Source organism: Paraburkholderia edwinii, from assembly GCF_019428685.1.
GTDB classification, from domain to species: domain Bacteria; phylum Pseudomonadota; class Gammaproteobacteria; order Burkholderiales; family Burkholderiaceae; genus Paraburkholderia; species Paraburkholderia edwinii.
Map to the genome: position 1 here is coordinate 4,362,507 of NZ_CP080095.1, position 26,032 is coordinate 4,388,538.

The following is a 26,032-nucleotide window of genomic DNA, read 5'->3' on the forward strand; positions in this document are numbered from 1 at the left end:
CGCGCGTCAGTCAGTATGCTGCGCTCACCCTTCACTACACGGACCTGATATGGAAATCGGACAATACCAACCGAATCTCGACGGCGACGGGCTGCGCATCGGCATCGTGCAGTCGCGTTTCAACGAACCCGTATGCAACGGGCTGGCCGACGCCTGCATCGAAGAACTCGAACGTCTCGGCGTTACCGGCGAAGACGTGCTGCTGGTCACGGTGCCGGGCGCGCTCGAAATTCCGCTCGCGCTGCAAAAGCTCGCGGAAAGCGGCCAGTTCGACGCGCTGATCGCGGTCGGCGCGGTGATCCGCGGCGAGACGTATCACTTCGAACTCGTGTCGAACGAAAACGGCGCGGGCATCTCGCGCGTCGGCCTCGACTTCGGTATTCCGGTTGCCAACGCGGTGCTCACCACCGACACCGACGAACAGGCGGTCGCGCGCATGACCGAAAAGGGTCGCGACGCGGCGCGCGTGGCCGTTGAAATGGCGAATCTCGCGGTCGCGCTCGAACAGCTCGACGGCGATGACGACGAAGAAGAAGACGAAGAAGAAGATGAAGGTGACGAAGAGGATCGGGCATGAAGAGCGCACGCCGACGTTCGCGCGAACTGGCCACGCAGGGGCTTTATCAGTGGCTGCTGTCGGGTGCGCCCGCCGGCGAGATCGATGCGCAGCTGCGTGGCGCGCAGGGTTTCGACAAAGCCGATCATGACCACCTGAATGCGGTGCTGCATGGCGTGATTCGCGAGGCCGACGACCTGTCGGCCGCGATCGCGCCGTGCCTCGACCGGCCGATCGATCAGCTTTCGCCGGTCGAGCGCTCGGTGCTGCTCGTGGCCGCCTATGAGTTCAAGCATCACATCGATATCCCGTATCGCGTCGTGATCAATGAAGCGGTCGAGCTCGCTAAAACATTCGGCGGGTCGGACGGCTACAAATACGTAAACGGTGTGCTCGACAAGCTCGCCGTGCAGTTGCGCGAAGCCGAGACGCAGTCCGCGGGGCGCAAGCGCTAGACAGCGGAAGTCAAATAGCACTGAAGCAGGATTGAAGTCAGATTCAGGCAGGACTCGAACGGGACTCGTCGAATGAACAGCGTGAGCGAACCTCTGATCCATCTGGCCGCGCGCGTCGATGCGATCCAGCCGTTCCATGTGATGGAAATGATGAAGGAGGCCGCGCTGCTCGAACGCGCCGGCCGCGACATCATTCATATGAGCATCGGCCAGCCCGATTTCACCGCGCCGCAAGCGGTGCTCGATGCAGCGGCGAATGCGCTCAAGCGCGGCGACATGCACTACACGAGCGCGCTCGGCATCGAGCCGCTGCGTGCGGCGATCGCCCGCCATTACCAGCACGCATATGGTCTCGAGGTCGATCCGGCGCGGATCGTCGTGACGGCCGGCGCGTCGGCGGCGCTGCTGCTCGCCTGCACGGCGCTGATCGATCGCGACGACGAAGTGCTGATGCCGGACCCGTGCTACCCATGCAACCGCCATTTCGTGACCGCCGCCGAGGGCAAGCCGGTGCTCGTGCCGAGCGGCCCCGTCGAACGCTTCCAGCTGACCGCCGATGACGTCGAGCGCCTGTGGACGGCGCGCACGCGCGGCGTGCTGCTCGCGTCGCCGTCGAATCCGACCGGCACGTCGATCGCGCCGGACGAACTGAAGCGTATCGTGGCGGCCGTGCGTGCGCGCGGCGGCTTTACGGTCGTCGATGAGATCTATCAGGGGCTCAGTTACGACGCGCCGCCGGTGTCCGCCGTGTCGTACGGCGAGGACGTGATCACCGTCAACAGCTTCTCGAAGTACTTCAACATGACGGGCTGGCGGCTCGGCTGGCTCGTCGTACCGCCGTCGCTCGTCGGCGCATTCGAGAAGCTGTCGCAGAACCTTTTCATTTGCGCCTCGGCGCTCGCACAGCACGCGGCGCTTGCGTGTTTCGAGCCGGAAACGCTGGCGATCTACGAAATGCGCCGCCTCGAATTCAAGCGTCGTCGCGACTATCTGGTCCCGGCGCTCGAATCGCTCGGCTTCAAGGTGCCGGTGATGCCCGATGGCGCGTTCTACGTCTATGCCGATTGCCGGAACGTGCCGCACGCCGCGGCCGGCGACAGCTCCGCACTGGCGAACGCGATGCTGCACGACGCGGGCGTCGTGATGGTGCCGGGGATGGATTTCGGATCGGCCGCGCCGCAGCACTACGTGCGCGTGTCGTACGCGACCGCTTACGCGCGGCTTGAAGAAGCGGTCGAGCGGCTGCGCGGCGTGTTTGCCCTTCCCTGAGCACCCCGACTCTGACACGGTCGGGCGACCGTATGAAATATCATAAAAAATGGGCTAAATTTATGATATTTCATACTCGACGAGAGATGAGTTCGTTTGGCGCGTATAATTTATAAAACAAATGACGCCAAAAGTATGAAATGTCATTCCTGACTCAGCTCAGACAGCTTGTTGCCCAACGCGGCACGACGCCGACGCGCCTCGCGGACGTCGTCGGCATCGCGCGGCCGAATCTCACGACCACCCTGGCCGGCAAGCACGACACGCGCGGCTCGACGCTCGAGGCCATCGCCGGCGCGCTCGACGCGCAGTGGGTGCTGGTCCCCAAGGAACATCTCGCGGCGGTACAGCAGGTCCTTGAAGGACGCGACGCTGGGCCCGATCGCGCAGCGAAAGCCGCCGTGGACCTGCTGCTCGAGAAGAAACCATGACCGACGGCCTGCATCCGCGATATCTCGAAGTCCGTCTGTACGGCGAGATCGTTGGATATCTGTGCGAGCTCGAAGGAAATTGCCGGTTCGTGCCGTCGGAGCGGTTCAAGGCCGCTTCGGGGCAGCCAACGTTGAGCCTCTCGATGTCGATTCCGGGCGCGCCGGCGATTGCCGCCACGATCTTCGCCAATCCGTTCCACCCCGCGCTCTTCAATACAGGCGGACAGCTGCCGCCGTTCTTCGCCGGGCTCCTCCCCGAGAGCGAGCTTCGGCTGCGCCTCGAGCACACGCGGCACAACCCCGAAGACCGCGACGACTTCGGTGTGCTCGCCGCCGCGGGCGCGGACCTTCCCGGCGCAGTCGTGGTCGCGCCGCCCACAGACCCGCACGGCATCCCGGAGTACGCGCGCACGTTCGGCGTAACCGGCGGTGCCGACAATCTCGAATCGGCGGTGACCGAGGGCGCCGCGGAAGGCGCTGCGTCGGTATCGGGTGTGCAGAACAAGCTCGCGTTGTCGACCGTACAAAAAGGCAAGCGGTACACGATGCCGGGCCACGGGAAGCTGTCCGACGTGATCGCGAAGCTGCCCGCGCGCAACGACGACGCGCAGATCTTCAACGAGTACGCATCGATGCAGCTCGCGAGAGCGGCCGGCGTCGATGTGGCCGACTGCGAGCCGATGCCGATGGCCGCTCTGGACATTCCGGGCATTATCGAAGCGGCCGGTTCCGCGCAATCGTTCCTGGCTGTTCAACGCTACGACCGGGTGGACAACGTCCGCGTGCATGCGGAGGATGCGTGCCAGGTGCTCGGGCGCATGCCGCGCGCGAAGTACGGGAAAATCGAGCAGTTCCAGAATCTGGTCGCGGTGCTCGACCGGCTGAGCCCGAAGGGTGTCGAAGACATTCGACAGTTCTTTATCCGGCAGGCCGTCAACACGCTGATCGGAAACAGCGACGCCCACCTGAAGAACTTCTCCGTGCTCTATGCCGACCGCGCGCGTCCGCAGCTGACGCCCGCATACGACATCGTGTGCGTCGCGGCGCTGCCGGGCTTCGCCGGATATGGCACCAATGTCGCAATCGACAAGATGCAACGCGCGCAAACGCTCGACGACTACAAGACAATGGCGCGCGCGAGCGGCATCGCCGAGCGAATCGCGACGGCTGCCGTGAAATCGGCCGTGTCGGCGGCGCGCGCGACATGGCCTCAACTGCTCGATCGGCTTCCCGCGCCGCCCGCGATGAAAGACATCGTGCGCGAAAGGCTCGCGACCTTGCCATTGGCGCAGGTTTGAGCGGCCTTCGCGGCTCGTCCGTTCACGCAGACGTGAGCTGACGCGGCTGACCCGGCTGGCCCGACATGGCATGAAAAAGCCCCTGTCGGTCAGTGACCAACAGGGGCTCTGTTTCTATTCAGCGTGTTTCGCGCAACGCAGCCCGGATCAGGCGCCGAGTTGCTCCGACGTCGCGCCATGCTGCTTTTGCGCGGCGCTCGCATCGTCCTGCTCGGATGTGCCGCTCGTCGAGCTGGTCGGCTTCGCTGCGGCGATCGCGTGACCGCCGTCGAGCGTCACCTGCACGCGCTTGCCGGTGCTACCGTTCGCGGCAGCCTGCTGCTGCGTGGAGGCCGTCACCGTCGCGGGCGCTTGCGGCGCGTTGATCGGCACCTTGCGGCCGCGTGCGACGTCACGCAGACGCGAACGCTCGGCCATCACCTTCGCGCCGTACCCGCCGTCATCCTGCGTCGACGAGCCGACGTACAGGCGCAGGCCGCCGGGCAGCGAACCGCCGCGCGCAATGCAGTCCTTCAGCACCAGCGCGCCAACCTTGATGTTCGCGAGCGGCTCGAGCGCCGCGCTCTGGCCGCCAAAGTAGCGGAATTTGTCCGAGTGAACCGTCGACATCACCTGCATCAGGCCCTTCGCCCCCACGCCGCTTTCCGCGTAAGGATTGAAGCCCGATTCGATCGCCATCACGGCGAGCAGCAGCAGCGGGTCGAGACCGACCTCGTGCCCCGTATCGAAGGCAGCCTTGACGAGCTCGCTGACCGGTTCCTGGGCGACGCGATAGCGGCGCGCGAGGAACGTCGCGACGAGGTCCTGCTCACGCGACGACACGAGCACGCGGTCGTCGCGCGCATCGGCGCTCACGCGTTGCGACGGGATCATATTGGCGATCGACGCGACGCTTGGCAGCGTGCGCGGATCGAGACCATTGAGCGCCGACGACGAACCGGCGCTGCCGGTGTTCGCGGTGTTGTTGCTCAGGCCCGTACCCAGATCGAGCGGGTTGTCGAAGCCGTTGACGCCGGTCAGCGCGACCGCTTGCGAGTCGCTACCGTTGTTGTTGCTCGACAGCGTGTCGTCGCTGGACGCGCCGGTATGAGCGCCGGGCGGCGCGAACGACGGCAGCGGGTTGCCCTGCAGCAGACGCACCGGGCCGGCCTCAACCGCCTTCGACAGCACCGGCATCAGCTTCGCTGCGAGCGTGCCGCGCCACGTCGGCATCAGCCACAGCGCAAGCGCCAGTACGACGGCGATACCGCCCACCACGCTAAACAAATGATGACTCAGACGGGTCCCGCGACGTAAAACAGCGCGTACAGCTTGTGCGGCTCGTTCGTCGGGACGCCACGTTAACCAGGCGTTCATTCAGATCTCCCATGTTGCATGACTCCGCGCACCCCACCGATGAACCGGCTTCGGACACCTGTCCGCAGAATCAAGACGCCGCGCGCTCTGGTTAAGGCGGCTGCGACGTCGGGAAACAGCACAACGGCAAAAAATACCGTTCGGGGAGCCCAAATTCCGAAAACGGTCCGGCAGCATGCTGTAAAGCATGCACACGGCGGCTCCCACACGAAAAAACCAGCGGCGAATTGCGCTGGCGGAGACAACTAAACCGTCAATGCCGTGCAAGGGGCGGCAAAAGCGACGCGTTGCGTCTGAAGACCGGGGGACGGTGGTAAAAACTATCAAGCCTTGCAACCAATGCAGCGGATTCTAGAGCACCGTTTTATAGATCGTCAACACTATAAAAATCCAAAGTTATAACCAATTGTAATGATGAACGGCGTTCAGTCGGTCAAGAACCGCGCAGTAAGCGCCTTTCGGGCCATATGACTTTCTTCGCTTCAGCGTGCGCCAAGTAACGCATGTAAAATCGACAATCGAAAGGACGCCGCGTTCCAGCGTATTTGTTGCATTTTGTTGCTGTTTGCTTACGTCGCCGTCAGCCTCCGCCAGCCTTAGGGTTCCGCATACGGCGATGGACGTCTCCTGATCACGGCCGTGTCACCGCGCCACGGCCTTCGCACCGGACCCAATGAAATATAAAGACCTGCGCGACTTCGCCGGACGTCTCGAATCGTTAGGCGAACTGCGCCGCATCGCGCAACCCGTCTCCCCTGTTCTTGAAATGACCGAGCTGTGCGACCGCGTGTTGCGCGCCGGCGGCCCGGCGTTGCTGTTCGAATCGAAAGCGACGCACGCGTTTCCCGTGCTCGGCAACCTGTTCGGCACGCCGCGCCGCGTCGCGCTGGGCATGGGTATCGATACGGCGGACCAGAACGGCGCCGACGGCGAACGCGCGGCGCTGGAGTCGCTGCGCGACGTCGGACGGCTACTGTCCGCGCTGAAGGAGCCGGAGCCGCCGAAGGGTCTCAAGGACGCCGGCAAGCTGCTGTCGCTCGCGAAGGCGGTCTGGGACATGGCGCCGAAGACGGTCAGCGCGCCGCCGTGCCAGGAGATCGTCTGGGAAGGCAACGACGTCGATCTCGCGAAGCTGCCGATCCAGACCTGCTGGCCCGGCGACGCGGGCCCGCTCATTACCTGGGGGCTCACCGTCACGCGCGGGCCCAACAAGACACGGCAGAACCTCGGCATCTACCGGCAGCAGGTGATCGGCCGCAACAAGGTCATCATGCGCTGGCTCGCGCATCGCGGCGGCGCGCTCGATTTCCGCGAATTCGCGTTGCGCAACCCGGGGCAGCCGTACCCGGTCGCGGTCGTGCTCGGTGCGGATCCGGCGACGGCGCTCGGCGCCGTGACGCCGGTGCCCGACACGTTGTCCGAATATCAGTTTGCGGGACTTCTGCGCGGCGGGCGCACCGAGCTGGCGAAATGCCTGACGCCGGGCGTCGATACGCTGCAGGTGCCGGCGCGCGCGGAAATCGTGCTCGAGGGCTTTATCTATCCGCAGCAGGGCGAACCGGCGGCAGCGCCGGCCGGTGCGCCGCCGCGTCCGTCGAAAGGCGCGTCTGCCGCCTACGAACATGCGCTCGAGGGTCCGTATGGCGACCATACCGGCTACTACAACGAGCAGGAGTGGTTTCCGGTGTTTACGATCGAGCGGATCACGATGCGCCGCGATGCGATCTACCACTCGACCTATACCGGCAAACCGCCGGACGAGCCGGCCGTGCTCGGCGTCGCGCTCAACGAAGTGTTCGTGCCGCTCCTGCAGAAGCAGTTCAGCGAGATCACCGACTTCTATCTGCCGCCCGAAGGATGCAGCTACCGGATGGCCATCGTGCAGATGAAGAAGAGCTACCCGGGCCACGCGAAGCGGGTCATGTTCGGCGTCTGGAGTTTTTTGCGGCAGTTCATGTATACGAAGTTCATCGTCGTCGTCGACGAGGACGTGAATATCCGCGACTGGAAGGAAGTGATCTGGGCGATCACCACCCGCATCGATCCGTCGCGCGACACGGTGCTGGTGGACCGGACGCCGATCGATTACCTCGATTTCGCGTCGCCCGTGGCGGGGCTCGGTTCGAAGATGGGGCTCGACGCGACCAACAAGTGGCCCGGCGAAACCGATCGCGAATGGGGCCGCCCGATCACGATGGACAGCGCTGTCAAAGCGCGCGTCGATGAGCTGTGGAAGACGCTCGGTCTATAAGGTCTTGCCAGGCTTAAAAACATAACCTTCGCGTGATTGATCGCAGCATGCGCGCGCACGCATCGTTTCATCGATAAGAACTCAGACTCAGGGAAGTTGCGCGGATGCATTCGCTGTCGTTGTTGTCGGATGGATTTTTTCTGTCGCTGTCGTTGTGCCTCGATATCGGTCTCGTCAATGTCGCGATCATTTCGCTGACGCTGTCGCACGGATTCAAGCCCGGGTTCTGGCTTGGCCTCGGTTCGTGTTTCGGCGATCTCGTCTATGCGGCGCTCGCGATGGCGGGCATGGCCGCGTTGCTGCAATTCGACGCGGTGCGTTGGGTCGTCTGGATCGGCGGCGCGGCGCTTCTGCTTTATCTGACGTGGAAGATGGCGCGCGAAGCACTGTTCCCGGCGTCGGCGCCGCCTGTTGAAGGCAAGGAAGACGAGGGCCAGGCCGATGCAGCCGCACCGCATCTGAACCCCTGGCGCGGTTTTGCGCGCGGCGTGCTGCTCGCGGTGTCGTCGCCGAGCGCGATTCTGTGGTTCGCCGCGGTCGGCGGCGCGCTGATCGCAAAAGCCGGCGCGACTTCCGCGCGCACCGCGCCGGTGTTCCTCGGCGGCTTTTTTGCGGGCGGCCTCGTGTGGACGCTATTTATCTGCTCGCTTGCAAGCCACGGTCGCAAACGCGCGGGCACCGGATTGCTGCGCGTGTGCCATGTGTTGTCGGCACTGCTTTTTGCGTACTTTTCGTACAGCGTGATCGTGAACGGCTATCACGATCTGATCGTGCCGACAAAGCACGCGGCGAGTCAAACGAGCTACGCGAATCAGCGAGCCTAAGCGGATCAGGAGAGAAATTCCGCGAGGCGCGCCAGGTCGACGTTGCCGCCGCTAATCACCACACCCACGCGCTTGCCCTCCGCCGGCACGATGCCGTTCAGCACGGCCGCCGCTCCGAGACACCCGGTCGGCTCAACAACGATCTTCATGCGCTGCGCGAAGAAGCGCATCGTGTCGATCAGTTGCGGGTCGCTGACTGTGACGATCTGCGAAACGTGGCGCTGGATGATCGGGAAGTTGTAGTGGCCGACATGCGTCGGCGCCGCGCCGTCCGCGATCGTATGCGGCACGTCGATCGTGACAATCTCGCCGCGCGCGAGCGACTGCTGCGCGTCGTTGCCGGCCTCCGGTTCGACGCCGATCACGCGACACTCGGGGCTCAGCGCGGCCGCCGCCAATGCACTGCCGCCGATCAACCCGCCACCGCCCAGACACACGAACAGCAGATCGAGCGGGCCTGTCTCTTCGATCAGTTCCTTCGCCGCCGTGCCCTGCCCGGCGATCACATGCGGATGATCGTAAGGCGGGATCAGCGTCATGCCGCGCTCCTTCGCGAGCCGCGCGCCGATCTCTTCGCGGTTCTCCTTGTAGCGATCGTAGGTGATCACTTCGCCGCCGTAGCCTTTGGTCGCCGCGACTTTCGCGGCGGGCGCGTCGTGCGGCATGATGATCGTCGCGCGAATGCCGGCAAGCCGCGCGGACAGCGCGATGGCCTGCGCGTGATTGCCCGATGAAAACGTCAGCACGCCGGCTTTGCGCTGCTCGCTGTCGAAGTGCGAGATCGCGTTGAATGCGCCGCGAAACTTGAACGCGCCCATGCGCTGGAAGTTCTCGCACTTGAAGAAGATCGACGCGCCAGTGCGCTCGTTGGCCGTCGTCGACGTGAGAACCGGGGTGCGGTGGGCGAAGCCTTCGATGCGCTGGGCGGCATCGACGACGTCGTCATAGGTGGGAGCGGGCAGCGATGACATCGACAGGGAACTCCGGAACGGGGAAAGCCCGTATTTTCCCAGCTTCCGCGCACAAATAACAAACGGCGCAAGCGAGTGATGAAACTCGCATTGCGCCGTTCACGTGTTGCTGCCGCTTGCTGCCTGCCAGAAACCGTTAGAAAAAATTCGCAGTTTCCATGGCGAGAGCAGTGAGGCCGCTCGCGCTTCACTTCCGCTTTACTTCATTTGCCGGCTTCGATCAATGCCGGTAGTAACCGTGCCCGTAATAGCCGTGGCGATAGTACGGGCCGCCGCGGTAATAGCCGCGATACCCGTAGCCGTAGTAACCGCCGCCAACTACGACCGGCGGAGCATAGACGACCGGCGGCGGCGCATACACCACCGGAGGCGGCGGCGGATAGTAGGCGGGTGCAGCGTAGACCGGATATGCGGGTGCTACCGGCACACCGATGCCGATACCGACGGACACATGCGCTTGTGCTGCGGTGGTCAAGCCCACGCCGAGTGCAGCGGCGACGACAAACGGGACGATCTTCTTCATTTGTTTTCTCCAGAGCGGCACATCATGCCCGTGTGCCGCATAACGACATCCTTGATACCTAATCTAACGAAAAAGGCCCCAGGTCGCCGTGTGCATTTGTTGCAAATTGCAATTACTGCCGGCGCGGTGTTTCATGTAGCGCGCCATACATAGCTTTGAAGTTGGCGCCGGCCTTCGAAAATCAAGGGGTTGCGTGCGTCGTTTGGCGAGTGCGGCCGTCTTTACCGAACTGCAAACAAAGCGGCATCGCGTGCCGGTAATCTTTGATTACAAATTCGCTGCGGGCCGCACGATTGACGCGGCGTCGCGCGCATATGAACGCGTCGACGCCGGAAAAGAAAATGCCCGGCCGTAGCCGGGCATGGGTGTGATCCAGATACTGCGATACGCTGCGTGCGCGCGATCAGCCGACCTTCACATAGGTGAATTCGCGGCTGACGTTTGGCGGCACGTAGGCGCCACTGATCTTCACGCGAGGCGTTAGACGCTTTCTCTGATCCCACCAGCGGCGCCGCTGCGAATGGGTCAAGAACCGCAAGTGCTTTCGGTAAGAAAAGATGCTCATCGCGACCTCCGGAATCTGACTGCAAACCAGGGAACAGCTAACGGGACTGCCATTTCTTGCTACGTGGCCGTGAAGCAGGTTTCGCGCCTGCATCTTTCGCGCCACCATTACTCTGTACAAACGTCTTTTTAACCGGCCCGGTACGGGCTTTCGGTACGTCAGCGAACACAGCGCGCCGCACCTCGTTGATTCCGCCAGACCAATCCATCGTTGTCACGGTCGCGGCACTGCTCTACTGTTGCAATTCATCAGCTTTAATGCGCACTTTCTGCGGAATGAGCCCATTTAAAGCGGCATTTGAACCACTTTACCTGTTTGACGCTAAACCGGCAGATTCCGCGGGAAATGCCTGATAGATCAAAAGAAGCCACATAGCGGGTGTTGCGCGCCGTCCGCTTCTGTGGAGGCGCCGACGTTTGGTAACGCGATCGGCCGCTCGTGGCGGAAAAGCAACTACGATGATGAATGCGCGCTACGCCGTTCGCGGCCGGTCGGAAAATGACAGGTTGCCGAACCATGCGGCGCGCGCAGTATGCGATGCACGGGAAGGTGCCCGGGGCATATACCGGGCGGGGCGCCGCACAGTGCAGGCGTTCAGTAAGCCGTGATAATGTGACGACCGGCGCGCGGCGCAATCCGCCGCACCCGAGGCCGGGACCAACCGACGAGAACGCACAATGATCAACGTCTACCTGTTCTACGCGTATCGGCCAGACGGCCGTTTCGACATGGATTACTACTGCGGCACGCACATGCCGCTCGCCGCGACGCTGTTCGGCGCGGCGCTCAAGGGCTGGTCGGTCGACGTTGGCGTCACCGGCGGACAGCCCGGATCGCCGCCGCCGTACTTTGCGGTCGGGCATTTTCTGTTCGACACGGCCGAAGCGTTCTATGAGGCGTTTATGCCGGTAGCCGACCAGCTGCTGGGCGATGTGCCGAATTACTACGATGGCGGTCCTCCGCAGGTGATGATCAGCGAGGTCAAGGTTTCGAAGTGACCGCGCAGTGATAGCCGGACGGGGCGCACGGCGCGGCATGTCGTGCGCGGCTCGCTGTCGGCTACTTTTTGCCGCGGTATCGTGCTGAAGTTTTGGCTGGCGTTTTTGGGCGGCCACGTTCGGGTGCTGCGCGCGGGGTGTCGTTTGTCGTGGCTGGCGTTTGTTGCGGCGTTTGTCGCCACGCGTGCCACCGCGCTGGCCGCCGCGTTTGCCGCTTTCTGCTGTAGCTCGCGGCTGTTGTTCAAGCGCATCGGGGGCGCGAACGGCAGCCTCATGTGATCATGTGACGCAACCGCACGCCGGGCTCCGCATTCGGAACCGGCGCCGAGTCCGCGCTGTGCCGGACGCATTCTGAAGGAAAGGACAACAAGATGTTCGGCGATATCGCCCGTTTTCTGCTCAATACGATCTTCACGCTGTTCGGGGCCGCACTGCTGCTACGCGCCTGGCTGCTATTCGTCAAAATGCAGCCGTACAACCCGGTGTCGAGCGCCGTGTTTCAGGTAACCAACTGGCTCGTATTGCCGCTGCGCAAGATCTTGCCGAACGCGCGTCTCATCGACTGGGCAAGCATTGTCGCCACGCTGATCACGGCGATTGTCTACGTCGTGCTGATGGTGGTGATCGTCGGCGTGGATCCGATTGCGTTGATGCCGTCGCTGCTGATCGTCGCGGTGCTGACCGTCGTCAAATGGGCGCTTAACCTGCTGATCTGGCTGACCATCCTGATGGCGCTGCTGTCGTGGCTGAACCCGCGCTCGCCGGCGATGCCGATTCTCTTTCAGCTGACCGCGCCGTTTCTCGATCCGCTGCGCAAGATCATCCCGCGCCTGGGTGGCATCGATCTGTCGCCGATCCTGCTGTTCGTGATCGTGCAGGTGCTGCTGATGGTGGTGACGCGGGCCGCGGTGTCGTTGACGTTGTTTGGGATCTGATTGCGGGTGGGGTGACGTTCGCCTGGATTGGGTTGACCACGCCACCACCGCTTTCGCTCTCTACCTGTAACGCGCGGCGGCCACCCGGCTGCCGCACAGTTTGCCTAAATCGCTCGAATCCGCGTAAAATGGCGCGCTCCGCGGGCGTCGTATAATGGCTATTACCCTAGCTTCCCAAGCTAGAGACGTGGGTTCGATTCCCATCGCCCGCTCCACTGCCGCGTTCGTGGCGTGGCACATCGCGCCGGTCGCGCAAGTTAGCTGTGCAGTCTCGCCAGCAATCAGAACAGCGGGCCGATCGCGGTCCCGGCGTTGGTCTGCCACAGCGCTCGCAGCGGCAAACCGACGGCGCGCTCGACGCACATTCCAATACAGATTCACGATTAAAGGTGCGCGCTACCCGCCTCGCACCCACTGACGATGATCCACGACCCGAACGAAACCGACTTGCCGCACGACTCTTCTTCCTCGTCCGCGAGTCCGTCCGCAGATCCGTCCTCTAATGACAGCCGTGTCGGCGAGACTGCGCAAGACGCAACACAGGCGTCCCACAGCGCGGGAGCGGCGAACGACGAACAGCAGCAAGCGGCATCTCCAGATGCCCTGCACATGCGCCGCATCCGCAGCTTCGTCACGCGTGCGGGCCGCGTGTCGACGGGCCAGCGCCGCGCGCTCGACGAGCTCGGTCCGCGCTTCCTGCTGCCCTACGCGGAGCAGCAGCCCGACTGGAACGCCGTATTTGGCCGTGAGGCGCCGCGCGTGCTCGAGATCGGCTTCGGCATGGGTGCCACGACAGCCGAGATCGCGGCGCGCCGTCCGGACGACGATTTTCTCGGCGTCGAAGTCCATGAACCCGGTGTAGGCGCACTGCTAAAGCTGATCGACGAACAGAATCTGTCAAACATCCGCATCGTTCAGCACGACGCGGTCGAAGTGCTCGAGCAGATGATCGCGCCTGCGAGTCTCGATGGCGTGCACATTTTCTTTCCCGACCCATGGCACAAGGCGCGTCATCACAAGCGCCGGTTGATCCAGCCGAAGTTCGTCGCGCTGCTTGTGTCGCGCCTGAAGCCGGGCGCGTATCTGCACTGCGCAACCGACTGGCAGAATTACGCCGAACAGATGCTCGAGGTACTCGGCGCGGAACCGGCACTCGAAAACACGGCGGAAAACTACGCGCCGCGCCCTGACTATCGCCCGGTCACGAAGTTCGAGCGGCGCGGCCTGCGCCTCGGGCACGGCGTATGGGATCTGATCTTCAAGCGCCGTGCGACCGCTAGCTAAGCGACGGCAAGGCTGAATCAGTCGGCCCAGCTCAGCCCGCCGCTATACCCGACCACCAGCACCAGCAGGCCGAAGCCGATCCGGTACCACGCGAACGCAGTGAAGTCGTGCGTCGCGACATAGCGCAGCAACCAGCGTACGCAGGCGAATGCGCTGATAAACGCGGCGACGAAGCCGACCGCGAACATCCCCAGCGCGTCCGCCGACAGCGCATGCCAATCCTTGTAGACCTCGTAGAAGGTCGCGCCGAACATGATTGGAATCGCGAGGAAAAACGAGAATTCGGTCGCGACGCGCCGGTCGAGCCCGAACAGCATGCCGCCGATAATCGTCGAACCGGAGCGTGACATGCCCGGAATCAGCGCGAAGCATTGCGCGAGGCCGACTTTCAGCGCGTCGACCGGGCGCAGGTCGTCGATCGAATGAATGCGGGCCTGCACGCCGTTGCCGTTGCGCTGGCGCGATTCGACCCAAAGAATGATGATGCCGCCGATCGCCAGCGCGAGCGCAACCGGCACCGGCGCGAACAGCACCGCCTTGATCGCCTTCTCGAATAACAGCCCGAGCGCGATCGCGGGAATCGTCGCGATGATCACGTTGAATGCGAAGCGCCGTGCATCGGCCCGCACCGGCAGGCCCACCACGACATTGACAATGCGCTGCCGGAATTCCCAGCACACGGCGAGAATCGCGCCGAGCTGAATGACGACGTCGAAGGTTTTCGCCTGCGGCGCGTTGAATTTGAGCAGATGCCCGGCAATGATCAGATGTCCGGTGCTCGACACCGGCAAAAACTCCGTCAAGCCTTCGACGACGCCGAGAATCAGCGCCTTGCAGGTGAGAATCCAGTCCATCGGCGACCCTTGTTGCTGTTAATTTCCATTGAGCGCATCGGGTCGCCTGCGCATGGCAGATGCGGCCCTTCCGGCCGCGCGAGCGTCACCTTTCGACGACCTGCACGCGTATGCCGTTTGTAAGGACCGTGATTGTACCGGGTTCGTACGAGACACCGGCAAATTGCAGCTGCTCGGGCTTGAACGTGTACACCGGATAGTTGGCGAGCAGCTGGGTTGCAAGCAGCCCGGCCGCCGCGCTGATCTGCTGCGCGTAGGCCTGGGCATCGCCGCTCACGCTGACGTTGTCGACGCTCGGCTGCCTCAGCACGACCGAACGGCTCGTGGCGTCGTACTCGAGCGCGCTCGACAGCGTGAACACACCGCTCACCGGTTGCGCGAGAAACGGGCTCGTGAAACGTGCATCGAGCCGCACCGACACGCGATTGGTATCGGGCAGCAGGCCGACCACCGGGTTGCCCAGCGCGACGTCGAACACCTGCGAAACGGTCCGTTGATACGGAAACTTGCGCTGCACCGCGTCCTGCACCTGCTGTTGCGAGAATGTGTAGTGGTCCGGAATGAACGGAAAAATCGATGCCGCGCACGCGGACAGCGACAGCACGGCGGCCCCGGTCGCGACAGACGCGCACAGGAAGCGGCGCCTGGCCGGCGCAGCGGGTTGGGTCATTCTTGTTCTCCTCGCGGGGTCGCGGTAGGTGTCCTGGTCTTGGCAAGCGTGGTGGATGGCCGCGTATCGTTCTCGAGCCGCGCGAGCCAGACAAGCGCTTCGGTGCGCGACGCGCCGCACATTTCGGCCTGCGGCTGCAACCCCGAACAGCAGGCCGGCCGCTCGGGCTTGCCGAAAATCGCGCACCGTAGATCGTCGCCGAGTTGCACGCAACGCACACCGGCCGGCTTGCCATTTGGCATGCCCGGTATCGGGCTCGAAATGGACGGCGCGATACAGCACGCGCCGCAACCGGGGCGGCACGCGTGATCGGTCACATCGGCTGCTTCTAACAAGACATCGAGCGTCACTGCACTGTTCCTGATACTTCAATCAAATCTGCATGGGCACGCGCCACTCAACAATCGACGCGCGCGCCGGACCCCGCATTGTGCCATTGCGCCGCATGCGACCTAAGCCTCGGCGTGCAGGATTTCGATCCGGTCGTGCAGCGGGCGATCAATCGCATCCGGCCGCTCGAGATGATGCAGTCCGTGATGGACGCGGCGCGCGCCGACGGCTTTCATTCGATTAGCGTCGACCTGATTGACGGCTTCCTTTGCAACGACAGGCTGCGGCAAGGCCGTCGTGAGCGTGGCGGGACGGACGCCCAGCTTGCCCGCCGTGACGTTTTCAGCGATAATCAGCGTCTTCACTGCGCGCGGTTTCGTCTATTCGAAACGTTCTTTGCGCCGCACGGCCTGCCCAGGTGGTGAAACAGGTAGACGCAGGGGACTCAAAATCCCCCGCCGCAAGGCGTGCCGGTTCGAGTCCGGCCCTGGGCACCAGTTCTCCAAGTCCCTCCCGAATCTCTCCCCCAAGTTTCTCCCGATTCCCCCGGCCGATCGGGATATACGCGAACAGAACACTTCGCGCATCTCCTTTCGCGTCAGCGTAAAAACTTTGCGTAAGCGCGAAGCGAACTAAGCCCGCGACCGAGCCCGCACACCGTGCGCACGGGCTTCACAAATCAAACCGCAACCGACGCCCTCCGCCCCTTGAGCCTATAACCCACCCACATCACAAGAAGCCACACCGGCACAAGCATCACCGACACGTTCAAACCCGGCGTCATCGCAAGAATGACCATCACCATCGCCATGAACGCGAGGCAAATCCAGTTGCTGACCGGAAACCACAGTGACCGGAACACAAGCGTCTGCCCTTCTTCGAGCATCGCCTTGCGCGTTTTCAGATGCGTGAGACTGATCAACGCCCAGTTCAGCACGAGCGCGGCCACCACAAGCGCCATCAACACATCGAGCGCCTTCGCCGGAATCAGATAGTTGACGATCACGCATGAAAACGCGGCGGCCGCCGAGACGCCGATCGCCATATACGGCACACCGCGCGCATCGACCTTGAGCAGCGCGCGCGGCGCATTGCCCTGCTCCGCGAGACCGTAGAGCATGCGGCTATTCGCATACACGCAGCTGTTGTAAACCGAAAGCGCCGCGGTCAGCACAACGACGTTAAGCGCATTCGCAGTCAGGCTCGATCCAATCTGTGAAAAGATCATCACGAACGGACTGCCGCCCGCGGCGACCTGACTCCAGGGGTACAGCGAAAGCAGTACCGCAAGCGAGCAGATATAGAAAATCAGAATGCGATGGATCACCTGGTTGACGGCCTTCGGGATGCTCCTTTGCGGTTCCGCCGCTTCCGCCGCCGTGATGCCGATCAGTTCGAGTCCGCCGAACGAAAACATGATCACCGCGAGCGTCATGAAGAGCCCGTGAAAACCGTGCGGAAAAAATCCGCCGTCGCGCCACAAGTTCGTCACCGATGCCTGCGGCCCACCCTCGCCGCTCAGCAGCAGATAGCCGCCGAACACGATCATGCCGATCACCGCGGCCACCTTGACGATCGCGAACCAGAATTCGGTTTCGCCATAAGCCTTCACGTTCGCGAGATTGATCGCATTGATCGCGACAAAGCACACGAGCGCCGATAGCCATGCCGGCACTTCGGGCCACCAGAAATGCACGTAATGGCCGACCGCCGTCAGTTCCGCCATGCTCACGAGCACATACAGCACCCAGTAGTTCCAGCCCGACAGAAAGCCCGGAAAATCGCCCCAATACTTATATGCAAAATGGCTGAATGAGCCGGCCACCGGTTCCTGCGCGACCATCTCGCCGAGTTGGCGCATGATCAGAAACGCAATGAATCCGCCGATTGCGTAGCCGAGAATCATCGACGGTCCGGCTGCCTGCAGCACGCTCGACGAACCGAGAAAGAGCCCAGTGCCGATGGCGCCGCCCAGCGCGATCAGCTGGATGTGCCGGTTTTTCAAGCCGCGCTGGAGGCCGTCGTGATGAGGTGAACTATGCAAGATGCCTCGCTCCATTGTGTGGAATCAGATTTCCGCCGAACTTGTGGTTCGCCCGGAAAAAAGGCGCCATTGTAACGTTCGTGTGGGTTCCTACATGTTAGGGCGCGTATCAGAACCAGACACGAACTAGACCCGAACCAGACCGCGGCCGGACCGGAGCCCGGATCGCGACGCGTTCATCGCCGGCCGCGTGACCGACCGCACCGTCTTCGATGCATTAGCGGTTGCTACGCATACGCCGGTTAGGTATGTTGCCGTAATCCCGGTCCGGAAAAGGATGCAACATGTCGACGAAACGTCTGCTTTGTGCCGTCTTACTGTGCTTGTCGACGGCCGCCGCGATCGTGCAAAGCGCCCACGCGCAAACGGCGGCATCGGCTGAGCGGTCAACCGACGGGCCCGTGCGCAATATCGTGCTGGTGCACGGCGCGTTCGTCGACGGCTCGAGCTGGAACGGCGTCATCGCGCGCCTGCAGAAGAAGGGTTATCACGTCAGCTCCGTGCAAAACCCGCTGACGTCGCTGGCCGACGATGTCGCCGCGACGCAACGCGTGCTCGCGCAACAGGACGGACCGACCTTGCTCGTCGGTCATTCATGGGGCGGCGAAGTGATCACCGAAGCAGGCGCGGACGACCCGAAAGTGGTCGGCCTCGTCTACGTCTCGGCGATTGCGCCCGACGTCGGCGAATCGCCGATGGACATCCTGAAGCGCGGCCCGAAAATGCCCGCCGGCGACAGCATGATTCGCGACGAAAACGGCTTTCTGTGGCTCGATCGGGACGAGTATCGCGCGAGCATCGCGGCAGACGTGCCGCAAAACCTGACGCGTGTCCTGGCCGCCGCGCAGCAGCCGATCGCGTCGGCCGCGTTCGACGAAAAAGTCGATAAGGCAGCGTGGAAAACACGGCCTTCGTGGTACATCGTGACGACCAGGGACCGCGCGGTATCGCCCGATGTCCAGCGGTCGATGGCGAAACGTATCGGTGCGACGATCGTCGAGATTCCGTCGAGCCATCTCGTCACGGTCGCGCACGCCGGCGCGACCGCGGATGTAATCGACAAGGCCGCGCGCGCGATCAGCAAGCAGTAGTCGCGGCGCGATCGCGCTCCGACCGCGCGGTTGCCGGATCGGATCATGCGAGCCGCTGAAATGCCGCGGGCAAGCGCGCCCGCGCGCCATGCATGGTTAAAATGCACGCTTTCGCCGCGCAACGTGCGCGCCGGTGCGGCTCCGCACACCGTCCATCACCGGGTCATGGATCTCGAAAGCATTCTTTTCTCGCAGGGCTTCGGCTCGCGCCGGCAATGTCGCGCGCTGATCGCGGACGGCCGCTTCGCAGTCGAAGACGCCGTACTCACCGACCCCGACACGGACGTCGATGTCGACGGTCTCATGTTCAACGTCGACGGCATCGCGTGGCCCTATCGCGAGTTCGCTTACCTCGTGTTGAACAAGCCAGCCGGCTACGAGTGTTCACGCGAGCCGCAACATCATCTGAGCGTGTTCAGTCTGTTGCCTCCGCAGTTCGCCACGCGCGGCGTGCAAAGCGTCGGCCGCCTCGATCAGGACACCACCGGCTTGCTGCTGCTATCGGACGACGGCAAGTTCGTCCACGCCTTCACCTCGCCGAAACGAAAAGTGCCGAAGGTTTACGTCGTCACGACACGCCATCCGCTCGACGATCTACAACTCGACGCGTTGCGCGGCGGCGTGCTGTTACACGGCGAGACCCGACCGATCGCGGCGGTGGCGGCACACGCGCGCGACACGCACGCGCTCGAGCTGACAGTGCTCGAAGGCAAATACCATCAGGTCAAGCGCATGGTGGCGGCGGCGGGCAATCGCGTCGAAGCGTTGCATCGCGAGCGCGTCGGCGGCTTTGCATTACCTGCGGGTTTGCCCGAGGGTCAGTGGCAATGGCTCGACGACAACGAACTCGCATCGCTGCGCGGTAGCTGAACCGGCGCATGCCGCCGGCCGCCGTGCGGATCGTGCGTGCGCGGCTACGTTGGACTCCGTACGAAATCACCGCGAAATACTGCAATGGCGCTGCGACGCAGCATGCTCTTGCACGCCCCGCCTTCTATACTTAGTTCCACAAAGAGAATAGAAAGATGAGGGAGGGGTGCCATGATCCACCACGGCAATTTAGCGATTTCCTACGTGATGATTGGTTTCGTATGTCTCGCCACGCTAACGTTGATTGGCGTTGTCGTCGCGATGCACGTCCGGCACAAATACGACCCGAACCTCGTCGGCGCATTAGTCGGCGGCTTCTTGTGTTTTCTGCTTCTCGAGGCGCTGCCGGCGCTAATCTGAAATCACTTTGACGAGCGCGATGCATGGCATCCCATCGCACCGCGCGTCGCGGGCGTCACCTTGCGTGACGCCTCGCTCTATTCCCTTCTGTTCCTCACTGACGTCCGTCGATCATCAACGTCCACTCTGTCGCGAACGTTGCTCGCGCATCGAGCGCAAAAAATCGTCGACGTCCGGATAACGCAAGCGCACCTTCAGCTCGCGCTTGAGCCGCGCGTTCGACAGACGCCGCGATTCGCGCATGAACGACAACATCATCGGCTCGAGCTGCTGTTCCGCTTCGGCGCGCGACACGCGCGGCGCGCGAGGCAGCCCGTACGAATCCGCAACGCGGTCGAAGTATTCGCCCATCTTCAAGGTGCTGTCGTCGGACGCGTGAATCACGCGCGACGGCCGGCCATGCGTCGTCATGCGCAGCAGGATCGTGGCGAGATCGTCGGCGTGGATGTGATTCGTGTAGACATCGTCGGCGTCGACGAGCGCGGGCGTGTGCTTTTCGAGCCGCGCGAGCGGCAAGCGGTTCGCCGCGTAAATGCCCGGAATGCGCGCGATGCATGCGCTGATCGCGCCGCGCACCGCTGCCCGCCTCAATTGCCGCTCCGCCGATACGCGCCGCTTCGCGCGCGCGTTCTCCGGCGCCACCGCGCGCGTCTCGTCGATCAGCGCGCCGCCGCAGTCGCCGTAAACCCCGCTCGTGCTCGCGTAGACGATGCGCGGCGTCACGCGCAGGCGGCGAGCCGGCAATGGCCTGTCGGGTACAATATGCGTTTGTGCTGTCATGCGTGGCGCCCAGGCGGCGCGCAGGAACCGCTGCCTGCCGATCGGCGTGTGCGGCGTATGCGAGGCCAGATGTGCGCGCGCGCCACGAACACGCCGTGCAGCAAGCGTAGCGAGCAACGCGCGTGTGCGGGTGTCGACGTCGCCGGTTTTCGGAGGCGGCGCGAGATGCAACACGGTCGGCGCAAGTCCGGCAATGCGCGCGAGGCTGCGACGCACGTCGAGGTCGCCGACAAGCGGTATCGCGCCGGCCGCGCGCAGTTCGGCGCAACGCCCGGCATGGCTCGTCAGCGCGAAGACGCGCGTCGAGTGCTGCAAGTGCTGCAGTTGCCGCAATTGCTGTACGCAGCGCGTTCCGACATCGCCGCATCCGACGATCAGCACGCGCGGTCTGCGCAAGGTTCGTGTCGCATTCATCGTGCACGCATTGTAGCGGTCAATGGCTGCTTGCATCGGAGCATGAGGCGAGCCTGCCGATGCGCGCGGCGCAAACGCGGGTCTGCCGCGCGTCGCGCGAGTGTATGAGGCGCTGCCGGCCTGTGGCGGCCGCCAGGACTTACCGACTTTTCGAGTTCGATTGATCTATGGCTTTTAATGTAACGATCCGGCAAAGCGGCCGGCAGTTTCAGGTGGAACCGGATGAACCGGTACTGACCGCCGCGCTGCGCCAGGGCATCGGCCTGCCGTACGGCTGCAAGAACGGCGCGTGTGGCTCATGCAAGGGTGCGGTTCTCTCCGGTCAGGTCGAACAGCGCCCGCATTCTTCGTCAGCGCTGTCCAACGATGAAAAAACCCGCGGCATGGCGCTCTTCTGCTGCGCGACGGCCACCTCGGATCTCGAGATCGACGTGCGCGAAATCAGCGGCGTCGGTGACATGCAGGTCAAGAAGCTGCCGTGCCGCATCAACTCGATCGAGCGCAAGGCCGACGACGTCGTCGTGCTGAAACTGCAGTTGCCCGCCAACGAGCGGCTGCAATATCTGGCCGGCCAGTACCTCGAATTCATTCTGAAAGACGGCAAGCGCCGCAGCTATTCGATGGCCACGCCGCCGCACAGCGAAGGACCGGTCGAGCTGCATATCCGGCATATGCCGGGCGGCACGTTCACCGATCACGTCTTCAGCGCGATGAAGGAACGCGACATCCTGCGCTTCGAAGCGCCGCTCGGCACCTTCTTCCTGCGCGAGGATTCGGACAAGCCGATCGTCCTGCTCGCGTCGGGAACGGGCTTCGCGCCGATCAAGGCCATCATCGAGCATGCGGTGTTCAAGAATCTGCAGCGGCCGATGACGCTCTACTGGGGTGCGCGCCGCAAGAAAGACATCTACATGCTCGAGCTCGCCGAGCAATGGGCGAAGGACATTCCGAATTTCAAGTTCGTGCCGGTGCTGTCCGAGCCGGACGCAGGCGACGCGTGGACCGGCCGCACCGGCTTCGTTCATCGTGCGGTCATCGAAGATCTGCCAGACTTGTCCGGCTATCAGGTGTACGCCTGCGGCGCACCGGTGATGGTCGAATCGGCGCAGCGCGATTTCACGCAGCACCACAGCCTGCCCGAAGAGGAGTTCTACGCGGATTCGTTCACGAGCGCGGCCGATCTCGCTCACCCGGTCTGACCGGCTGTCTTGCAGAATGAAGGCCGGCGCAGCACCATTCCAGAAATTTGTGCACAAATTTCTGGTTTACAGCGCCGCCGGCCTTGTCGTATTCTTGCGCGCATGAACCGCATCCAGTCCGAACTCCGACGTCGCCGCTCACCGCTCCCTTAGGGGCGCGTGGCTTCGTTATGAATTCGCGTCGGTGCTTCACACATCACACGCGATTCGGATCATGAAAGCCACGGCCTGCCGTGGCTTTTTTGTTTGTTCGGTGGCTTTTTGTCTGGTCGGTAGCTTTCTGTTTGCGCCTCGTTTTCCTTACCGTCTCTTCCGTTCTTCTTTTCCTGCTGCCTGGAGCCTGTCGCCATGAATTTCAATGAGTACCCGATCGAGTCGCTGATGTACATCACGAACCGGCCCGAAATCGTCTTTACGCATGGCAAGGGTTCTTGGCTCTACGACAACACGGGCAAGCGCTACCTCGATTTCATTCAGGGCTGGGCCGTCAATAGCCTCGGGCACTGCAACGACGGCATGATCGAAGCGCTCGACAAGCAGGCGCGCCTCCTGATCAACCCGTCGCCCGCGTTCCACAACGAACCGATGGCGCAGCTCGCGGGCCTGCTCACGCAGCACAGCTGCTTCGACAAGGTGTTCTTCGCCAACAGCGGCGCCGAAGCGAACGAAGGCGCGATCAAGCTCGCGCGCAAGTGGGGCAAGAAACACAAGAACGGCGCGTACGAGATCATCACGTTCGACCACAGCTTTCACGGCCGCACGCTCGCGACGATGTCCGCCAGCGGCAAGGCCGGCTGGGACACGATCTACGCGCCGCAGGTGCCGGGCTTTCCGAAAGCCGATCTGAACGATATCGCCTCGGTCGAGAAGCTCATCAACGAGAAGACCGTCGGCGTGATGCTCGAGCCGATCCAGGGCGAAGGCGGCGTGATTCCGGCCACGCGCGAGTTCATGCAGCAACTGCGCGCGCTGACGAAAAAGCACAACATCCTGCTGATCGTCGATGAAGTGCAAAGCGGCTGCGGCCGCGCGGGCACCCTCTTCGCCTATGAACTGTCGGGCATCGAGCCCGATGTGATGACGCTCGGCAAGGGCATCGGCGGCGGCGTACCGCTCGCCGCGCTGCTCACGAAAAGCGAATTCGAAGTGTTCGAAGCCGGCGATCAGGGCGGCACGTACAACGGCAATCCGCTGATGACCGCGGTCGGCTATTCGGTCATCTCGCAGCTGACCGCGCCGGGCTTCCTCGAAGGCGTGCGCGCGCGCGGCGAATATCTGCGCGCGCAACTGCTCGATCTTTCGAAGGAACGCGGCTTCGAGGGCGAACGCGGCGATGGCTTGCTGCGCGCACTGCTGCTCGGCAAGGACATCGGCACGCAGATCGTCGAGAAGGCGCGCGTGATGCAGCCGGACGGTCTGCTGCTGAACGCGGCGCGGCCGAACCTGCTGCGCTTCATGCCGGCGCTGAACATCACGAACGACGAAATCGACCAGATGATGAAGATGCTGCGCACCGTACTCGATTCGCTTTGATCACCTGAAGACTGAGTGTGCCTATGAACACAACTGCGAACACAACTGCGCCGATGAGCCCGAACGGAATCTCGATCCGCTGTTTCGCCGAAAGCGACACTGATCAGGTGATCGCATTGTGGCGCGACGCGTTCCCCGAATACCGCGATCCGACTCGACCGCAGCGCAACCCGCAGCTGTCGATCGCGAACAAGCTCACGACGCAGCCGGAGCTGTTCTTCGTCGCGTTAGATGGCGAGCGCGTGGTCGGCACGGTGATGGCCGGCTACGACGGGCATCGCGGGTGGATGTACTCGCTCGCGGTCGAAACGGCACAGCGTCGGCGCGGCATCGGCACACAACTCGTGCGGCACGCGGAAGCGGCGCTCGCAGCGCGCGGCTGCCCGAAGGTGAATCTGCAGGTGTTGAGCGCGAAGGGCGAGATCCGCGCGTTCTACGAGCGGCTCGGATACAAGATGGATGAAGTGGTCAGTCTCGGCAAGCGGCTCGGCGAGCTCGCCGATAGTGTCACGGTGGGCGGCGTCAATTCGCCGCTACCGGCCTGACATCGCAAGCCAAAGCAAAGCTCCAGGCGCAAATTCGCCGGCGCAAAAACAAAAGGTCCGCGTGCATCGCCTGCACGCGGACCTTTTCTCATCGGCGCCCGGTGTTTAACACCGGGCAAGCAATGTCACTGCCTCATTCACCCAGGTAAGCCGCACGCACCTTGGGATCGTCAAGCATCTGCTTCGCGTCGCCGGACATCGTGACCGTGCCCGAGTCCATCACATAGCCGCGATTCGCAGCCTGCAGCGCCAGGCGCGCATTCTGTTCGACGAGCAGCACGGTCAGGCCTTCCTTCGAGATCTCACGCACCACCTCGAAGATCTTCTCGACCATGATCGGCGACAGACCCATCGACGGCTCATCGAGCAACAGCAGCTTCGGCTTGCTGATGATCGCACGCGCCATCGCGAGCATCTGCTGCTCGCCGCCCGACAGCGTGCCGGCCAGCTGCGTCGCGCGCTCCTTCAGACGCGGGAAGAAGCCGAACATGCGGTCGACGTCCTTCTTGATGCCGTCGTTGTCGTTGCGCAGATACGCGCCCATCTGCATGTTCTCGAGAATCGACATGCGCGCGAAGATGCCGCGGCCTTCCGGCACCATCGCGAGGCCGCGCTTGAGCAACTCGTGCGCCGGCAGGCCCTTGATCGACTGGCCCATGTACTCGATATCGCCGGCCGAATACGGCTTGAGGCCGGTGATCGCTTTCATCGTCGTGGTCTTGCCTGCGCCGTTCGCGCCGATCAGCGTGACGAGCTCGCCCTGCGCGACTTCCATGTCGACACCCTTGACCGCCTGGATGCCGCCGTAGTTGACCTGCAGGCCCTTGATTTTCAGCATTGCCGTAGCCATCAGTGGACCCCCGCGCCGAGATATGCCTCGATCACCTTCGGGTCCTTCTGCACGTCTTGCGGCAGACCCTCGGCGATCACCTTGCCGTAGTCGAGCACTGTCATGCGGTTGCACAGGCCCATCACCAGTTTCACGTCGTGCTCGATCAGCAGGATCGTCTTGCCGTCGCCGCGGATCTTGTCGAGCAGCTTCGTCAGTTCGACCTTCTCGGTCGCGTTCATGCCGGCGGCCGGCTCGTCGAGCGCGAGCAGCTTCGGATCGGTCGCGAGCGCACGGGCAATTTCCAGACGGCGCTGGTGACCGTACGACAGATTGCGCGACGTGTAGTCGGCGTACTGCAGCACGCCGACGTATTCGAGCAGCTCGAGCGCGCGTTCCTTGATCTCGCGCTCTTCCTTGCGCTCGGCCGGCGTCTGGAACACTGCGCCGAACAGGCCGTGCTTCGTGCGTACGTGACGGCCGACCATCACGTTCTCGAGCGCGGTCATGCCGCCGAACAGACGGATATTCTGGAACGTGCGCGCAATGCCTGCCTTCGCCACCTGGTACACCGCGGTCGGCGTGTAGTTCGTGCCGTCGAGCTTGAACTCGCCGGAGTCCGGCGTGTAGAGGCCCGTGATCACGTTGAAGAACGTGGTCTTGCCGGCGCCGTTCGGACCGATCAGGCCGTAGATCGAACCTTCCTCGATCTGCAGGCCGACGTCGGACAGCGCCTGCAGGCCGCCGAAGCGTTTGTTCACGCCCTTCACGGACAGTCGAATGTTTTTATCGCTCAT

The 26,032-nt window shown here is 63.2% G+C and carries 27 protein-coding genes, 2 tRNA genes and 1 pseudogene; 20 read left to right on the top strand and 10 right to left on the bottom strand.

Going from position 1 to position 26,032, the window contains the following annotated elements; all coding sequences use genetic code 11:
- The first annotated feature begins 49 nt into the window (after positions 1–49).
- The 5 genes from ribH (at position 50) to KZJ38_RS19385 (ending at position 4,009) form a co-directional block, all read left to right on the top strand.
- The gene (ribH, locus tag KZJ38_RS19365; RefSeq protein WP_219797781.1) at positions 50–577 is read left to right on the top strand and encodes a 6,7-dimethyl-8-ribityllumazine synthase; all 528 of its coding nucleotides are present in this window, start codon (positions 50–52) and stop codon (positions 575–577) included.
- Entirely contained in the window at positions 574–1,011 is a 438-nt protein-coding gene (gene nusB / locus KZJ38_RS19370) for a transcription antitermination factor NusB (protein ID WP_219797782.1), read from the top strand. Before ribH ends, nusB begins: the two co-directional genes overlap by 4 nt.
- A gap of 72 nt (positions 1,012–1,083) precedes the next feature.
- Entirely contained in the window at positions 1,084–2,280 is a 1,197-nt protein-coding gene (locus KZJ38_RS19375) for a pyridoxal phosphate-dependent aminotransferase (RefSeq protein WP_219797783.1), read from the top strand.
- Between the two features lie 140 nt (positions 2,281–2,420).
- A complete protein-coding gene (locus KZJ38_RS19380) occupies positions 2,421–2,711 on the top strand; it encodes a helix-turn-helix domain-containing protein (RefSeq protein WP_219797784.1) in 291 nt (96 codons plus the stop codon).
- The gene (locus KZJ38_RS19385) at positions 2,708–4,009 is read left to right on the top strand and encodes a type II toxin-antitoxin system HipA family toxin (RefSeq protein WP_219797785.1); all 1,302 of its coding nucleotides are present in this window, start codon (positions 2,708–2,710) and stop codon (positions 4,007–4,009) included. The genes KZJ38_RS19380 and KZJ38_RS19385 overlap by 4 nt, the downstream gene beginning before the upstream one ends.
- Before the next feature lie 147 nt (positions 4,010–4,156).
- On the opposite strand, the gene KZJ38_RS19390 is transcribed toward KZJ38_RS19385, so the two are convergent.
- The gene (locus KZJ38_RS19390) at positions 4,157–5,365 is read right to left on the bottom strand and encodes a transglycosylase SLT domain-containing protein (RefSeq protein WP_219797786.1); all 1,209 of its coding nucleotides are present in this window, start codon (positions 5,363–5,365) and stop codon (positions 4,157–4,159) included.
- 673 nt (positions 5,366–6,038) lie between these two features.
- Here KZJ38_RS19390 and KZJ38_RS19395 point away from each other — a divergent pair.
- Together KZJ38_RS19395 and KZJ38_RS19400 are read left to right on the top strand one after the other, a co-directional pair.
- Positions 6,039–7,616, top strand: a complete 1,578-nt coding sequence (locus KZJ38_RS19395) for a UbiD family decarboxylase (protein ID WP_219797787.1) — start codon at positions 6,039–6,041, stop codon at positions 7,614–7,616.
- 104 nt (positions 7,617–7,720) lie between these two features.
- Positions 7,721–8,440, top strand: coding sequence for a LysE family translocator (locus KZJ38_RS19400; RefSeq protein WP_219797788.1), 720 nt, complete (start codon positions 7,721–7,723; stop codon positions 8,438–8,440).
- Between the two features lie 5 nt (positions 8,441–8,445).
- Here KZJ38_RS19400 and KZJ38_RS19405 read toward each other — a convergent pair whose 3' ends face one another.
- Both KZJ38_RS19405 and KZJ38_RS19410 read right to left on the bottom strand, forming a co-directional pair.
- Positions 8,446–9,411 carry a threo-3-hydroxy-L-aspartate ammonia-lyase gene (locus KZJ38_RS19405; RefSeq protein ID WP_219797789.1) on the bottom strand — a complete coding sequence of 322 codons (966 nt, stop codon included), beginning with the start codon at positions 9,409–9,411 and terminating at the stop codon, positions 8,446–8,448.
- 220 nt (positions 9,412–9,631) lie between these two features.
- Positions 9,632–9,934, bottom strand: a complete 303-nt coding sequence (locus KZJ38_RS19410) for a hypothetical protein (protein ID WP_219797790.1) — start codon at positions 9,932–9,934, stop codon at positions 9,632–9,634.
- 1,242 nt (positions 9,935–11,176) lie between these two features.
- On the opposite strand from KZJ38_RS19410, the gene KZJ38_RS19415 reads away from it, so the two are divergent.
- From KZJ38_RS19415 to trmB, 5 genes are all read left to right on the top strand, one after another.
- On the top strand, positions 11,177–11,497 hold the full coding sequence (locus KZJ38_RS19415) for an EthD family reductase (RefSeq protein WP_219797791.1): 321 nt from the start codon (positions 11,177–11,179) through the stop codon (positions 11,495–11,497).
- A 42-nt stretch (positions 11,498–11,539) separates the two neighbouring features.
- Positions 11,540–11,776, top strand: a complete 237-nt coding sequence (locus tag KZJ38_RS19420; RefSeq protein WP_219797792.1) for a hypothetical protein — start codon at positions 11,540–11,542, stop codon at positions 11,774–11,776.
- A gap of 92 nt (positions 11,777–11,868) precedes the next feature.
- Positions 11,869–12,432: a YggT family protein gene (locus tag KZJ38_RS19425; RefSeq protein ID WP_219797793.1), complete on the top strand. Its 564-nt coding sequence runs from the start codon at positions 11,869–11,871 to the stop codon at positions 12,430–12,432.
- Positions 12,433–12,572: 140 nt separating this feature from the next.
- Positions 12,573–12,647, top strand: a tRNA-Gly gene (locus KZJ38_RS19430).
- A gap of 205 nt (positions 12,648–12,852) precedes the next feature.
- Entirely contained in the window at positions 12,853–13,716 is an 864-nt protein-coding gene (trmB, locus tag KZJ38_RS19435; protein ID WP_219797794.1) for a tRNA (guanosine(46)-N7)-methyltransferase TrmB, read from the top strand.
- A gap of 17 nt (positions 13,717–13,733) precedes the next feature.
- Here the strand turns inward: trmB and KZJ38_RS19440 are convergent, their stop codons facing one another.
- The 3 genes from KZJ38_RS19440 to KZJ38_RS19450 form a co-directional block, all read right to left on the bottom strand.
- Positions 13,734–14,570 (bottom strand): undecaprenyl-diphosphate phosphatase, encoded by an 837-nt coding sequence (locus KZJ38_RS19440; protein WP_219797795.1) that lies wholly within the window; start codon positions 14,568–14,570, stop codon positions 13,734–13,736.
- An 85-nt stretch (positions 14,571–14,655) separates the two neighbouring features.
- Positions 14,656–15,240 (bottom strand): DUF1439 domain-containing protein, encoded by a 585-nt coding sequence (locus tag KZJ38_RS19445; RefSeq protein ID WP_219797796.1) that lies wholly within the window; start codon positions 15,238–15,240, stop codon positions 14,656–14,658.
- On the bottom strand, positions 15,237–15,557 hold the full coding sequence (locus KZJ38_RS19450) for a YkgJ family cysteine cluster protein (RefSeq protein WP_219800478.1): 321 nt from the start codon (positions 15,555–15,557) through the stop codon (positions 15,237–15,239). The genes KZJ38_RS19445 and KZJ38_RS19450 overlap by 4 nt, the downstream gene beginning before the upstream one ends.
- A gap of 135 nt (positions 15,558–15,692) precedes the next feature.
- Between KZJ38_RS19450 and KZJ38_RS19455 the strand changes: the two are divergent.
- Together KZJ38_RS19455 and KZJ38_RS19460 are read left to right on the top strand one after the other, a co-directional pair.
- Positions 15,693–15,833, top strand: a pseudogene (locus KZJ38_RS19455) (oxygen-independent coproporphyrinogen III oxidase); the annotation flags it as partial.
- Positions 15,834–15,982: 149 nt separating this feature from the next.
- Positions 15,983–16,067 (top strand) — tRNA-Leu (locus KZJ38_RS19460).
- A 182-nt stretch (positions 16,068–16,249) separates the two neighbouring features.
- Here KZJ38_RS19460 and KZJ38_RS19465 read toward each other — a convergent pair.
- Positions 16,250–17,629: an amino acid permease gene (locus KZJ38_RS19465; protein WP_425518260.1), complete on the bottom strand. Its 1,380-nt coding sequence runs from the start codon at positions 17,627–17,629 to the stop codon at positions 16,250–16,252.
- A 269-nt stretch (positions 17,630–17,898) separates the two neighbouring features.
- On the opposite strand from KZJ38_RS19465, the gene KZJ38_RS19470 reads away from it, so the two are divergent.
- From KZJ38_RS19470 to KZJ38_RS19480, 3 genes are all read left to right on the top strand, one after another.
- On the top strand, positions 17,899–18,705 hold the full coding sequence (locus KZJ38_RS19470) for an alpha/beta fold hydrolase (RefSeq protein WP_219797798.1): 807 nt from the start codon (positions 17,899–17,901) through the stop codon (positions 18,703–18,705).
- Positions 18,706–18,870: 165 nt separating this feature from the next.
- Positions 18,871–19,575, top strand: a complete 705-nt coding sequence (locus KZJ38_RS19475; RefSeq protein WP_219800479.1) for a 16S rRNA pseudouridine(516) synthase — start codon at positions 18,871–18,873, stop codon at positions 19,573–19,575.
- Positions 19,576–19,746: 171 nt separating this feature from the next.
- The gene (locus tag KZJ38_RS19480) at positions 19,747–19,935 is read left to right on the top strand and encodes a hypothetical protein (protein WP_219797799.1); all 189 of its coding nucleotides are present in this window, start codon (positions 19,747–19,749) and stop codon (positions 19,933–19,935) included.
- A 114-nt stretch (positions 19,936–20,049) separates the two neighbouring features.
- Here KZJ38_RS19480 and KZJ38_RS19485 read toward each other — a convergent pair whose 3' ends face one another.
- Positions 20,050–21,129 carry an NAD-dependent epimerase/dehydratase family protein gene (locus KZJ38_RS19485; RefSeq protein ID WP_219797800.1) on the bottom strand — a complete coding sequence of 360 codons (1,080 nt, stop codon included), beginning with the start codon at positions 21,127–21,129 and terminating at the stop codon, positions 20,050–20,052.
- A gap of 167 nt (positions 21,130–21,296) precedes the next feature.
- Between KZJ38_RS19485 and KZJ38_RS19490 the strand changes: the two genes are divergently transcribed.
- The 3 genes from KZJ38_RS19490 (at position 21,297) to KZJ38_RS19500 (ending at position 24,406) form a co-directional block, all read left to right on the top strand.
- Positions 21,297–22,328 (top strand): CDP-6-deoxy-delta-3,4-glucoseen reductase, encoded by a 1,032-nt coding sequence (locus KZJ38_RS19490; RefSeq protein WP_219797801.1) that lies wholly within the window; start codon positions 21,297–21,299, stop codon positions 22,326–22,328.
- Positions 22,329–22,676: 348 nt separating this feature from the next.
- A complete protein-coding gene (locus KZJ38_RS19495; protein ID WP_219797802.1) occupies positions 22,677–23,861 on the top strand; it encodes an acetylornithine transaminase in 1,185 nt (394 codons plus the stop codon).
- Between the two features lie 23 nt (positions 23,862–23,884).
- Positions 23,885–24,406: a GNAT family acetyltransferase gene (locus KZJ38_RS19500; RefSeq protein ID WP_246641559.1), complete on the top strand. Its 522-nt coding sequence runs from the start codon at positions 23,885–23,887 to the stop codon at positions 24,404–24,406.
- Between the two features lie 133 nt (positions 24,407–24,539).
- Here KZJ38_RS19500 and KZJ38_RS19505 read toward each other — a convergent pair whose 3' ends face one another.
- A complete protein-coding gene (locus tag KZJ38_RS19505; protein WP_219797803.1) occupies positions 24,540–25,256 on the bottom strand; it encodes an ABC transporter ATP-binding protein in 717 nt (238 codons plus the stop codon).
- Positions 25,256–26,032 (bottom strand): ABC transporter ATP-binding protein, encoded by a 777-nt coding sequence (locus KZJ38_RS19510; protein WP_219797804.1) that lies wholly within the window; start codon positions 26,030–26,032, stop codon positions 25,256–25,258. Before KZJ38_RS19510 ends, KZJ38_RS19505 begins: the two co-directional genes overlap by 1 nt.

Excerpts from the sequence above, each read along its gene's own strand:
- KZJ38_RS19475 (WP_219800479.1), top strand. The coding sequence starts at position 18,871 with ATGGATCTCGAAAGCATTCTTTTCTCGCAGGGCTTCGGCTCGCGCCGG.
- ribH (WP_219797781.1), top strand. The coding sequence starts at position 50 with ATGGAAATCGGACAATACCAACCGAATCTCGACGGCGACGGGCTGCGC.
- KZJ38_RS19465 (WP_425518260.1), bottom strand. The coding sequence starts at position 17,629 with ATGGAGCGAGGCATCTTGCATAGTTCACCTCATCACGACGGCCTCCAG.
- KZJ38_RS19425 (WP_219797793.1), top strand. The coding sequence starts at position 11,869 with ATGTTCGGCGATATCGCCCGTTTTCTGCTCAATACGATCTTCACGCTG.
- KZJ38_RS19440 (WP_219797795.1), bottom strand. The coding sequence starts at position 14,570 with ATGGACTGGATTCTCACCTGCAAGGCGCTGATTCTCGGCGTCGTCGAA.
- KZJ38_RS19490 (WP_219797801.1), top strand. The coding sequence starts at position 21,297 with ATGGCTTTTAATGTAACGATCCGGCAAAGCGGCCGGCAGTTTCAGGTG.
- KZJ38_RS19385 (WP_219797785.1), top strand. The coding sequence starts at position 2,708 with ATGACCGACGGCCTGCATCCGCGATATCTCGAAGTCCGTCTGTACGGC.
- KZJ38_RS19500 (WP_246641559.1), top strand. The coding sequence starts at position 23,885 with ATGAACACAACTGCGAACACAACTGCGCCGATGAGCCCGAACGGAATC.
- KZJ38_RS19485 (WP_219797800.1), bottom strand. The coding sequence starts at position 21,129 with ATGAATGCGACACGAACCTTGCGCAGACCGCGCGTGCTGATCGTCGGA.
- KZJ38_RS19405 (WP_219797789.1), bottom strand. The coding sequence starts at position 9,411 with ATGTCATCGCTGCCCGCTCCCACCTATGACGACGTCGTCGATGCCGCC.
- KZJ38_RS19395 (WP_219797787.1), top strand. The coding sequence starts at position 6,039 with ATGAAATATAAAGACCTGCGCGACTTCGCCGGACGTCTCGAATCGTTA.
- KZJ38_RS19375 (WP_219797783.1), top strand. The coding sequence starts at position 1,084 with ATGAACAGCGTGAGCGAACCTCTGATCCATCTGGCCGCGCGCGTCGAT.
- KZJ38_RS19410 (WP_219797790.1), bottom strand. The coding sequence starts at position 9,934 with ATGAAGAAGATCGTCCCGTTTGTCGTCGCCGCTGCACTCGGCGTGGGC.
- KZJ38_RS19400 (WP_219797788.1), top strand. The coding sequence starts at position 7,721 with ATGCATTCGCTGTCGTTGTTGTCGGATGGATTTTTTCTGTCGCTGTCG.
- KZJ38_RS19445 (WP_219797796.1), bottom strand. The coding sequence starts at position 15,240 with ATGACCCAACCCGCTGCGCCGGCCAGGCGCCGCTTCCTGTGCGCGTCT.
- KZJ38_RS19505 (WP_219797803.1), bottom strand. The coding sequence starts at position 25,256 with ATGGCTACGGCAATGCTGAAAATCAAGGGCCTGCAGGTCAACTACGGC.
- trmB (WP_219797794.1), top strand. The coding sequence starts at position 12,853 with ATGATCCACGACCCGAACGAAACCGACTTGCCGCACGACTCTTCTTCC.
- KZJ38_RS19415 (WP_219797791.1), top strand. The coding sequence starts at position 11,177 with ATGATCAACGTCTACCTGTTCTACGCGTATCGGCCAGACGGCCGTTTC.
- KZJ38_RS19510 (WP_219797804.1), bottom strand. The coding sequence starts at position 26,032 with ATGAGCGATAAAAACATTCGACTGTCCGTGAAGGGCGTGAACAAACGC.
- KZJ38_RS19470 (WP_219797798.1), top strand. The coding sequence starts at position 17,899 with ATGTCGACGAAACGTCTGCTTTGTGCCGTCTTACTGTGCTTGTCGACG.
- KZJ38_RS19495 (WP_219797802.1), top strand. The coding sequence starts at position 22,677 with ATGAATTTCAATGAGTACCCGATCGAGTCGCTGATGTACATCACGAAC.
- KZJ38_RS19480 (WP_219797799.1), top strand. The coding sequence starts at position 19,747 with ATGATCCACCACGGCAATTTAGCGATTTCCTACGTGATGATTGGTTTC.
- KZJ38_RS19380 (WP_219797784.1), top strand. The coding sequence starts at position 2,421 with ATGTCATTCCTGACTCAGCTCAGACAGCTTGTTGCCCAACGCGGCACG.
- nusB (WP_219797782.1), top strand. The coding sequence starts at position 574 with ATGAAGAGCGCACGCCGACGTTCGCGCGAACTGGCCACGCAGGGGCTT.
- KZJ38_RS19390 (WP_219797786.1), bottom strand. The coding sequence starts at position 5,365 with ATGAACGCCTGGTTAACGTGGCGTCCCGACGAACGAGCCGCACAAGCT.